The 9,662-nt window shown below is 71.9% G+C and carries 8 protein-coding genes and 1 pseudogene; 6 read left to right on the top strand and 3 right to left on the bottom strand.

Annotated elements, in window-relative coordinates; genetic code table 11:
- Nucleotides 1-217, bottom strand: a pseudogene (locus E4099_RS35250) (hypothetical protein); the annotation flags it as partial.
- A gap of 471 nt (nucleotides 218-688) precedes the next feature.
- On the opposite strand from E4099_RS35250, the gene E4099_RS23430 reads away from it, so the two are divergent.
- The 4 genes from E4099_RS23430 (at nucleotide 689) to glmM (ending at nucleotide 5,151) form a co-directional block, all read left to right on the top strand.
- The gene (locus tag E4099_RS23430; RefSeq protein WP_135341097.1) at nucleotides 689-2,308 is read left to right on the top strand and encodes an ABC-F family ATP-binding cassette domain-containing protein; all 1,620 of its coding nucleotides are present in this window, start codon (nucleotides 689-691) and stop codon (nucleotides 2,306-2,308) included.
- A gap of 304 nt (nucleotides 2,309-2,612) precedes the next feature.
- A complete protein-coding gene (rplM, locus tag E4099_RS23425) occupies nucleotides 2,613-3,056 on the top strand; it encodes a 50S ribosomal protein L13 (protein WP_135341096.1) in 444 nt (147 codons plus the stop codon).
- A 40-nt stretch (nucleotides 3,057-3,096) separates the two neighbouring features.
- Entirely contained in the window at nucleotides 3,097-3,597 is a 501-nt protein-coding gene (gene rpsI / locus E4099_RS23420; RefSeq protein WP_135341095.1) for a 30S ribosomal protein S9, read from the top strand.
- Nucleotides 3,598-3,792: 195 nt separating this feature from the next.
- Nucleotides 3,793-5,151, top strand: a complete 1,359-nt coding sequence (gene glmM, locus E4099_RS23415; RefSeq protein ID WP_135341094.1) for a phosphoglucosamine mutase — start codon at nucleotides 3,793-3,795, stop codon at nucleotides 5,149-5,151.
- 64 nt (nucleotides 5,152-5,215) lie between these two features.
- On the opposite strand, the gene coaA is transcribed toward glmM, so the two are convergent.
- Nucleotides 5,216-6,211, bottom strand: coding sequence for a type I pantothenate kinase (gene coaA / locus E4099_RS23410; protein ID WP_135341093.1), 996 nt, complete (start codon nucleotides 6,209-6,211; stop codon nucleotides 5,216-5,218).
- 166 nt (nucleotides 6,212-6,377) lie between these two features.
- Entirely contained in the window at nucleotides 6,378-7,208 is an 831-nt protein-coding gene (locus tag E4099_RS23405; protein ID WP_135341092.1) for an SCO4651 family lipoprotein, read from the bottom strand.
- A gap of 198 nt (nucleotides 7,209-7,406) precedes the next feature.
- Between E4099_RS23405 and glmS the strand changes: the two genes are divergently transcribed.
- Together glmS and E4099_RS23395 are read left to right on the top strand one after the other, a co-directional pair.
- Complete coding sequence (gene glmS, locus E4099_RS23400) at nucleotides 7,407-9,254, top strand: glutamine--fructose-6-phosphate transaminase (isomerizing) (protein ID WP_135341091.1); 1,848 nt, start codon at nucleotides 7,407-7,409, stop codon at nucleotides 9,252-9,254.
- Nucleotides 9,255-9,258: 4 nt separating this feature from the next.
- Complete coding sequence (locus tag E4099_RS23395) at nucleotides 9,259-9,627, top strand: holo-ACP synthase (RefSeq protein WP_135341090.1); 369 nt, start codon at nucleotides 9,259-9,261, stop codon at nucleotides 9,625-9,627.
- Nucleotides 9,628-9,662: the final 35 nt, after the last annotated feature.

Below are 9,662 nucleotides of genomic sequence, written 5' to 3'. Positions count from 1 at the left end.
GGGCCACATCGGAGAAGGTGGGTTCCGGGGCGGGCGACTCGCTGGGCAGCTTCTCCGGCTGGGGCAGATGGCCGGCCTTGTCCCCCGAGGCCGTGTCCTTGCCGCTGCTCACCACGGCGGTGGCCACGATCGCCGCGACGGCCCCGGTGGCCAGCACCCCGCCGCCGATCAGCAGCCACCTGCGGCGGCGGCCGCGGCGCGCGGTGTCGTCGGCCATCGCCGCCCAGTCCGGGGTCCGCGGCGCCGGCTGCGGCTGCTGCTGGACGCCGCCGGGCCCGTACGGCCCGCCCGGCGCTCCCGGGAAGGGGCCCTGCGGTGCGCCCGGGCCCTGTGCCGCGCCTGGGAAGGGGCCCTGCGGTGCGCCCGGGCCCTGCGGTGTGCCGGGGAACGGTCCCTGCGGCGCCCCCGGGCCCTGTGCCGCGTCCGGGAACGGCCCCTGCGGTGCGTTCGACCCCTGTGGTGTGCCGGGGAACGGCCCCTGCGGCGCCCCCGGGGCCTGTGCCGCGCCCGGGAACGGTCCCTGCGGTATGCCCCCCTGCGGTGTCCCCGGGCCCGGTGTCCCCCCGGGGCCCTGCGGCTCTCCGGGGCCGTACGGTCCCGGCCCCTGAGGTCCCCCCTGCCCATAGCTCATGGCGCGCATCTTAAACCGGTTGGAAAGAGCCCAGGAGTCCCGCGACAATCCTGCCTCATGGGACATCTGGAGGCCGCGCACCTGGAGTACTACCTGCCGGACGGGCGGGTGCTGTTGGGCGATGTGTCGTTCCGGGTCGGCGAAGGCTCGGCAGTGGCGCTGGTCGGGCCGAACGGGGCGGGCAAGACCACCCTGCTGCGGCTGATCGCCGGTGAGCTCAAGCCGCACGGCGGCACCGTCACGGTGAGCGGCGGGCTGGGGGTGATGCCGCAGTTCGTGGGCTCGGTGAGGGACGAGCGGACCGTGCGGGACCTGCTGGTCTCGGTCTCCCAGCCGCGGCTGCGGGAGGCCGCCGCCGCGGTGGACGCCGCCGAGCTCGCGGTGATGACGGTCGACGACGAGGCCGCGCAGATGGCGTACGCGCAGGCGCTCAGCGACTGGGCGGAGGCCCGCGGCTACGAGGCCGAGACGCTATGGGACATCTGCACCACGGCCGCGCTCGGCGTCCCCTACGAGAAGGCCCAGTGGCGGCAGGTGCGCACGCTCAGCGGCGGTGAGCAGAAGCGGCTGGTGCTGGAGGCGCTGCTGCGCGGTCCCGACCAGGTGCTGCTGCTCGACGAGCCGGACAACTACCTCGACGTGCCCGGCAAGCGCTGGCTGGAGGAGCGGCTGCGGGAGACCCGGAAGACGGTGCTGTTCGTCTCCCACGACCGGGAGCTGCTGGCCCGGGCCGCCGAGAAGATCGTGAGCGTGGAGCCCAGCCCGGCCGGCTCGGACGTCTGGGTGCACGGCGGCGGCTTCGGCACGTACCACCAGGCGCGGGCCGAGCGCTTCGAGCGCTTCGAGGAGCTGCGGCGCCGCTGGGACGAGAAGCACGCCCAGCTGAAGAAGCTGGTGCTGGACATGCAGCAGTACGCGGCGCGCAGCGACGAGATGGCCTCCCGCTACCAGGCGGCCAAGACCCGGCTGCGGAAGTTCGAGGAGATCGGCCCGCCGCCGGAGCCGCCGCGCAAGCAGGAGATCACCATGCGGCTGCACGGCGGACGCACCGGGGTACGCGCCGTGACCTGCGCGGGCCTGGAGCTGACCGGGCTGATGCGCCCCTTCGACCTGGAGGTCTTCTACGGCGAGCGGGTCGCGGTGCTGGGCTCCAACGGCTCCGGCAAGTCGCACTTCCTGCGGCTGCTGGCGGGCGAGGAGATCGCGCACACCGGGGCCTGGAAGCTGGGCGCCCGGGTGGTCCCCGGCCACTTCGCGCAGACCCACGCGCACCCGGAGCTGCTGGGCCGCACCCTGGTGGACATCCTGTGGACCGAGCACGCCAGGGACCGGGGCCGGGCGATGAGCGCGCTGCGCCGCTACGAGCTGGAGCGGCAGGGCGACCAGCGCTTCGAGCAGCTCTCCGGCGGCCAGCAGGCGCGCTTCCAGATCCTGCTGCTGGAGCTGGCCGGCACCACCGCGCTGCTGCTGGACGAGCCGACGGACAACCTGGACCTGGAGAGCGCGGAGGCGCTGCAGGAGGGGCTGGAGGCCTACCAGGGGACGGTGCTGGCGGTCACCCACGACCGCTGGTTCGCCCGCTCCTTCGACCGCTACCTGGTGTTCGGCGCGGACGGCCGGGTGCGGGAGGCCCCGGAGCCGGTCTGGGACGAGGGCCGGGTGGCGCGCCGCAGGTGAGGCGGGATCCCGGGCTTCCGGGACCCCGATGGAGGGATCCGCGGCGGCGGGGCGGGGCTGTTTTGACCCGTCCGGGGGCGGGCCGGTATTCTGCTGGTTCGTTATGCGTATTGGCTTGCTCGTTCTCACGTGAGAGGCCGTTACGCCGGTCCACCGGGCCGATGACCAGCGGTCGCCCTTCGGTTTGCGTCACCGGAGCGCGGTCACAGCTGTCGTGATCGTCTGGGTGGCCTTGTAAGGACCCTTCCCCTCGGTCCTCGTGGCCTGGGGGAAACCACTCACTGAAGAAGCGAAGGCTACGACCGTGCGTACGTACAGCCCCAAGCCCGGCGATGTCCAGCGCCAGTGGCACGTCATCGACGCGCAGGACGTCGTCCTGGGCCGTCTGGCCTCGACGGCCGCGTCCCTCCTGAGGGGCAAGCACAAGCCGATGTACGCGCCTCACGTCGACACTGGTGACTTCGTCATCATCATCAACGCCGACAAGGTGCACCTGTCCGGTAACAAGCGGACCCAGAAGATGGCCTACCGCCACTCCGGTTTCCCGGGTGGTCTGCGGTCCGTCCGCTACGACGAGCTGCTCGACAAGAACCCCGAGAAGGCCGTCGAGAAGGCCGTCAAGGGCATGCTCCCGAAGAACACCCTCGGCCGTCAGATGCTCTCGAAGCTGAAGGTCTACGCCGGCTCCGAGCACCCGCACGGTGCCCAGCAGCCGACCCCGTTCGAGATCACCCAGGTCGCGCAGTAGTTCCGGCCACCCCTAAGACGAGAGATATCTGAGGAGAATCGTGGCTGAGACCACCGCCGAGACGCCGATCGACGAGTACGAGGGCGACCACACCTTCGAGTCCGAGGCGACCGAGTACTCCAGCGAGTCGCTTGCCTCCCGGTTCGGCGAGCCGCAGCCGGCCGCCGGCACCGGCCGCCGCAAGAACGCCGTGGCCCGCGTCCGCATCGTGCCGGGCACCGGCCAGTGGAAGATCAACGGTCGCACCCTCGAGGAGTACTTCCCGAACAAGGTGCACCAGCAGGAAGTCAACGAGCCGTTCAAGGTTCTGGAGCTCGACGACCGCTACGACGTCATCGCCCGCATCGCGGGTGGCGGCGTCTCCGGCCAGGCCGGTGCGCTCCGTCTGGGCATCGCCCGCGCCCTGAACGAGGCGGACGTGGACAACAACCGCGGCCCGCTCAAGAAGGCCGGCTTCCTGACCCGTGACGACCGCGCCACCGAGCGCAAGAAGGCCGGTCTGAAGAAGGCCCGCAAGGCGCCGCAGTACAGCAAGCGCTAATCGCGACTCGCTGCCTGCGCAGTGCGCTTTGGCACACTGCACCACGCCGACGCCCCGGCGGCACTATCCGTGCTGCCGGGGCGTTCGGCTATGGGGGGCCGGAATGCGTACACCCGTACGCCATACTCCGGTTCACGGCACGACACCTTTCTCCCGGGGGCGACCCGATACCCCCGCGCAATTCGGAGGACAGCAGTGGGACGACTCTTCGGTACGGACGGTGTGCGCGGTGTCGCCAACGCGGATCTGACGGCCGAGCTGGCGCTCGGACTGTCGGTCGCGGCGGCGCACGTACTCGCCGAAGCGGGTGACTTCGAGGACCATCGGCCGGTAGCGGTGGTCGGACGGGACCCGCGCGCGTCCGGGGAGTTCCTGGAGGCCGCCGTGGTGGCGGGGCTGGCCAGCGCGGGCGTCGACGTGCTGCGGGTGGGCGTGCTGCCCACCCCCGCGGTCGCCTACCTCACCGGGGCGCTCGGCGCCGACCTGGGCGTGATGCTGTCCGCCAGCCACAACCCGATGCCGGACAACGGCATCAAGTTCTTCGCCCGGGGCGGCCACAAGCTCGCCGACGAGCTGGAGGACCGGATCGAGGAGACCTACCGGGGCCACGCCGCCGGTGAGCCCTGGGAGCGGCCCACCGGCGCCGGCGTCGGCCGGGTGCGGGACTACGACGAGGGCTTCGACAAGTACGTGGCCCACCTCATCGGCGTACTGCCGAACCGCCTGGACGGCCTGAAGGTGGTCATCGACGGGGCGCACGGTGCCGCCTCCCGGGTCTCCCCGGAGGCCTTCGCACGGGCCGGCGCCGAGGTGATCACCATCGGCACCGAGCCGGACGGCCTCAACATCAACGACGGCTGCGGCTCCACCCACCTGGCCAAGCTGCGCACGGCCGTGGTGGAGCACGGCGCCGACCTGGGTGTGGCGCACGACGGCGACGCCGACCGCTGCCTGGCCGTGGACGCCCGCGGCGAGGAGGTGGACGGCGACCAGATCCTGGCCGTACTGGCGCTGGCGCTGCGCGAGCGCGGCGGGCTGCGCGGCGACACCGTGGTCGGCACCGTCATGTCCAACCTGGGCTTCAAGCTCGCCATGGAGCGCGAGGGCGTCCAGCTGGTGCAGACCGCGGTCGGCGACCGCTATGTACTGGAGGAGATGAAGCGCCACGGCTACGCGCTGGGCGGCGAGCAGTCCGGCCATGTCATCGTGCTGGACCACGCCACCACCGGCGACGGCACCCTCACCGGTCTGCTGCTGGCCGCCCGGGTCGCCGCCACCGGCCGGGGCCTGGCGGAGCTGGCCTCGGTGATGGAGCGGCTGCCGCAGGTGCTGATCAACGTGCCGGACGTGGACAAGTCGCGGGTCGCCAGCTCGGCCGAGCTGACCGCGGCGGTGGCCGAGGCGGAGCGGGAGCTGGGCACCACCGGCCGGGTGCTGCTGCGGCCCTCCGGCACCGAGCCGCTGGTCCGGGTGATGGTCGAGGCCGCCGACATCGAGCAGGCCCGCGCGGTGGCCGGCCGCCTGGCGGACGCGGTGAAGTCCGCCCTCGGCTAGGACGTCCCGGACCGGGCCGGGCCGTGTGGAGGGGAAACCTTCCGGCACGGCCCGGCCCGCGTGTTCACAGCTTCCGCAGCGAGAGCCGCTGGACCTTGTGGTCCGGCCCCTTGCGGAGCACCAGGGTGGCCCGGCCCCGGGTGGGCGCGACGTTCTCCTCCAGGTTGGGGCGGTTGACCGTGCGCCAGATCATCCGGGCGTACTCCAGCGCCTCCTCCTCGGAGACCTGGGTGTACTTGCGGAAGTACGAGTGCGGGTTCTGGAACGCCGTCTCGCGCAGCTTGCGGAACCGGCCCAGGTACCAGCGCTCGATGTCCTCGGTGCGGGCGTCCACGTAGACGCTGAAGTCGAAGAAGTCGGCGAGCCCCACCCGGGTGCGGCCGTCGGTGCCCGGCAGCGCGGGCTGGAGCACGTTCAGCCCCTCCACGATCAGGATGTCGGGGCGGTGCACGGTCTGGAGCTCGCCGGGCACGATGTCGTAGATCAGGTGCGAGTAGACCGGCGCCGAGACCTCTTCCCGGCCCGCCTTCACATCCGCCACGAACCGGGTCAGCGCCCGCCGGTCGTAGGACTCCGGGAAGCCCTTGCGGGACATCAGCCCGCGCCGGTGCAGCTCGGCGTTGGGGTACAGGAAGCCGTCGGTGGTGATCAGCTCCACCCGCGGGTGCTCGGGCCAGCGGGCCAGCAGCTCCCGCAGCAGCCGGGCGGTGGTGGACTTGCCGACCGCCACACTGCCCGCGACGCCGATGACGAACGGGGTGCCGGGCTGGGCGCCGTTGCCCTTCTTGGTGTCGCCGAGGAAGGTGTTGAGCGCGCCGCGCAGACTGCCGGTGGCGGCCACGTACAGGTTGAGCAGCCGGGACAGCGGCAGATAGACGTCCCGCACCTCGTCCAGGTCGATGACGTCGCCGAGGCCGCGCAGCCGGTCGAGTTCCCCGGCGGTCAGCGTCAGCGGCGTCTTCTTGCGCAGCGCGCTCCACTCCGCTCGGGACAGGTCCACGTACGGGGTCGAGTCACTGGTGCGCCGCTGCTGCGGGGGGCGCGCTGGAGACGTGATCACCACTTCATTTTCGTGGTTTCCGGGGCGGAGTGCCGCGTCACCGGGGCGTGGGCTAGGTCACGCCGGGGCGCCTCCGGCGCGGTCAGGGGGAGGTGGTGATCCGGATCACAGCCGATCCGCCCCTGTCCCGTCCGCTCGGCACGCCCGGCCACTGGTCCGGTCGGCGTCAGCCCGGGAGGAGGCCCTGGGTGTTCTCGGTGGGGACGGTCGCCGACTTCTCCGGTGCCTCGGCCTTCACCGGCGTGCCGTAGTCGGTGAGGTCCATGGTGATCAGGGCCGTGGTGCCGCCCATGGTGGAGGTGATCCGCACCCGGCGGATGCGGCCCTCGTCGTCCACCCAGGCGTCGCCGGCGACCGGCAGGTCCTTCCCCTGCTTCTTGCGGATCGCGTCCACCTTGGCGAGCGTGCCGGCCTCCAGCCGCATCGTGAGGGTGGCGTGGTCCAGGGTGCCGGTGTAGTGGGTGGTGGCCGTGCCGTCGATCTTCTCGGTGCCGGCCTTCTTCACCTTGCGCAGGGTCGAGATCTGCCTCAGCACGTGCTCCGGGTCGTTGACCGGGGCCCGCAGCAGGTAGTGGGCCTGGGTCTGGTCCCGCGGGATGACCGCCCACTTGCCCTTCTTGAGGTTGCCCAGCGGCTGGAGGTAGACCTTGCCGCCGGCGAAGACCTCGTCCATGTGGTCGATGGCGCCGCCGGGCAGCCGCGCGGTCAGCTTCCCGGTGTCCCGGCCCATGTCGAAGCCGCCGGACACGGTCATCTTGAAACCGCCCTTGTCGCTGCGCACCTCGATCCGCTCGGTGACCTTGGCGCTGCTCTTGCCGCTGGCCGCGGTGGCGGCGCTGACCGGGGTGCGCGGCACCTTCACCGGCAGGGGCGTGGCCGACACCTCGTCGAGCCCGTCGGTGTCACCGCCCGAGTCCGCGGAGCAGCCGACGAGGGAGCCGAGCAGGGCCGCGGCCAGCAGCGGTGCGGTGGCTGCGGTGAGAGTGGAGCGACGCACGATTCCCCCAGTAACGTCGGGTAGGGATGCGGCCCGGTGCCGTATCGGCGCATTATGCACGGTGCGCAGGTCCTGGGCATGGTGTGTGCTCGGTCACCTGCCGGAGGACCGGCCCGGAGCGCGCGTACCGGGCGGTGCCCCACGCTTGGCGCACGGGCGGATGCCCGTCCCCGGGCGCCTGGGCCGTACGCTGCGTGCATGTGCGGAATCGTTGGTTATGTGGGAGGGCAGTCCGCCCTCGATGTCGTCCTGGCCGGCCTCAAGCGGCTGGAGTACCGGGGCTATGACTCGGCAGGAGTGGCGGTGCTCGCGGATGGCGGCCTGGCCTCCGCGAAGAAGGCGGGCAAGCTCGCCAACCTGGAGAAGGAGCTCGCGGCCCGACCGCTGCCCAGCGGCGGCACCGGCATCGGCCACACCCGGTGGGCCACCCACGGCGGTCCGACCGACGCCAACGCCCACCCCCATCTGGACAACGCCGGTCGAGTGTCGGTGGTACACAACGGCATCATCGAGAACTTCGCCGCGCTGCGCGCCGAACTGACCGACCGCGGACACGAACTGGCCTCGGAGACCGACACCGAGGTCGTGGCGCACCTGCTTGCCGAGTCCTTCTCCTCCTGCGGCGACCTGGCCGAGGCGATGCGCCAGGTGTGCCGCCGGCTGGAGGGCGCCTTCACCCTGGTCGCGGTGCACGCCGACGCGCCGGACGTGGTGGTGGGCGCCCGCCGCAACTCGCCGCTGGTGGTGGGCGTCGGAGAGGACGAGGCGTTCCTCGCCTCCGATGTGGCCGCCTTCATCGCGCACACCCGGGAGGCCATCGAGCTGGGCCAGGACCAGGTGGTCGAGCTGCGCCGGGACGGGGTGACGGTCACCGACTTCGACGGGGCGCCGGCCCAGGTCCGCGCGTACCACGTGGACTGGGACGCCTCGGCCGCCGAGAAGGGCGGCTACGACTACTTCATGCTCAAGGAGATCGCCGAGCAGCCCAAGGCGGTCGCCGACACCCTGCTGGGCCGGATCGACGCCAACGGCTCGCTGAGCCTGGACGAGATCCGGATCCCGGTCTCGGTGCTGCGCGAGGTCGACAAGGTCGTCATCGTGGCCTGCGGCACCGCCTACCACGCGGGCATGATCGCCAAGTACGCCATCGAACACTGGACCCGGATCCCCTGCGAGACCGAGCTGGCCAGCGAGTTCCGCTACCGGGACCCGATCCTGGACTCGCGCACCCTGGTCGTGGCGATCTCCCAGTCCGGCGAGACCATGGACACCCTGATGGCGCTGCGGCACGCCCGTGAGCAGGGCGCCAAGGTGCTGGCCATCTGCAACACCAACGGCTCCACCATCCCGCGCGAGTCGGACGCGGTGCTCTACACCCACGCGGGCCCCGAGGTCGCGGTCGCCTCCACCAAGGCCTTCCTCACCCAGCTGGTCGCCTGCTACCTGGTCGCCCTCTACCTGGGCCAGGTGCGCGGCACCAAGTGGGGCGACGAGATCCAGGCGGTGATCCGCGAACTCTCCGAGATCGGCACCCAGGTGGACGAGGTGCTGGAGACCATGGAGCCGGTGCGGGAGCTGGCCCGCAGCCTGGCGGAGAAGAACACGGTGCTGTTCCTCGGCCGCCACGTGGGCTTCCCGGTCGCCCTGGAGGGCGCCCTCAAGCTCAAGGAACTCGCCTACATGCACGCCGAGGGCTTCGCGGCGGGCGAGCTCAAGCACGGCCCGATCGCGCTGATCGAGGACGACCTGCCGGTGGTCGTGGTGGTCCCCTCGCCGCGCGGCCGGTCGGTGCTGCACGACAAGATCGTCTCCAACATCCAGGAGATCCGCGCCCGGGGCGCCCGCACCATCGTGATCGCCGAGCGCGGGGACACGGCGGTGGCCCCGTACGCCGACCACCTGATCGAGATCCCGGCCACCCCGACGCTGCTCCAGCCGCTGGTGGCCACCGTGCCGCTCCAGGTCTTCGCCTGCGAGCTGGCCACCGCCCGCGGCAACGAGGTGGACCAGCCGCGGAACCTGGCCAAGTCCGTGACGGTGGAGTAGCCGCGTGATCATCGGGGTGGGTATCGACGTCGCCGAGATCGATCGGTTCGCGGAGGTGATGGAGCGTACGCCGAGCATGGTCGATCGCCTCTTCGTGGAGCAGGAGCTGTACCTGCCCTCCGGCGAACGCCGCGGCATCGCCTCCCTCGCGGTCCGCTTCGCCGCCAAGGAGGCCCTGGCCAAGGCCCTTGGCGCGCCGGGCGGACTGCGCTGGACCGACGCCGAGGTGGTCACCGAGGACAGCGGTCGGCCCCGCCTCATCGTCCGCGGCACCGTCGCCGCCCGCGCCACGGAACTGGGCGTCCGCAACTGGCACGTCTCGCTGAGCCATGACGCGGGGGTCGCCTCGGCGGTGGTGATCGCGGAGGGGTGATCCCTCGCGGGAGGCGGCCGTACGGGGGTTTCGGC

Source organism: Streptomyces palmae (genome assembly GCF_004684805.1).
Lineage (GTDB): Bacteria > Actinomycetota > Actinomycetes > Streptomycetales > Streptomycetaceae > Streptomyces > Streptomyces palmae.
This window is presented reverse-complemented; position numbering and strand designations above follow the sequence as displayed.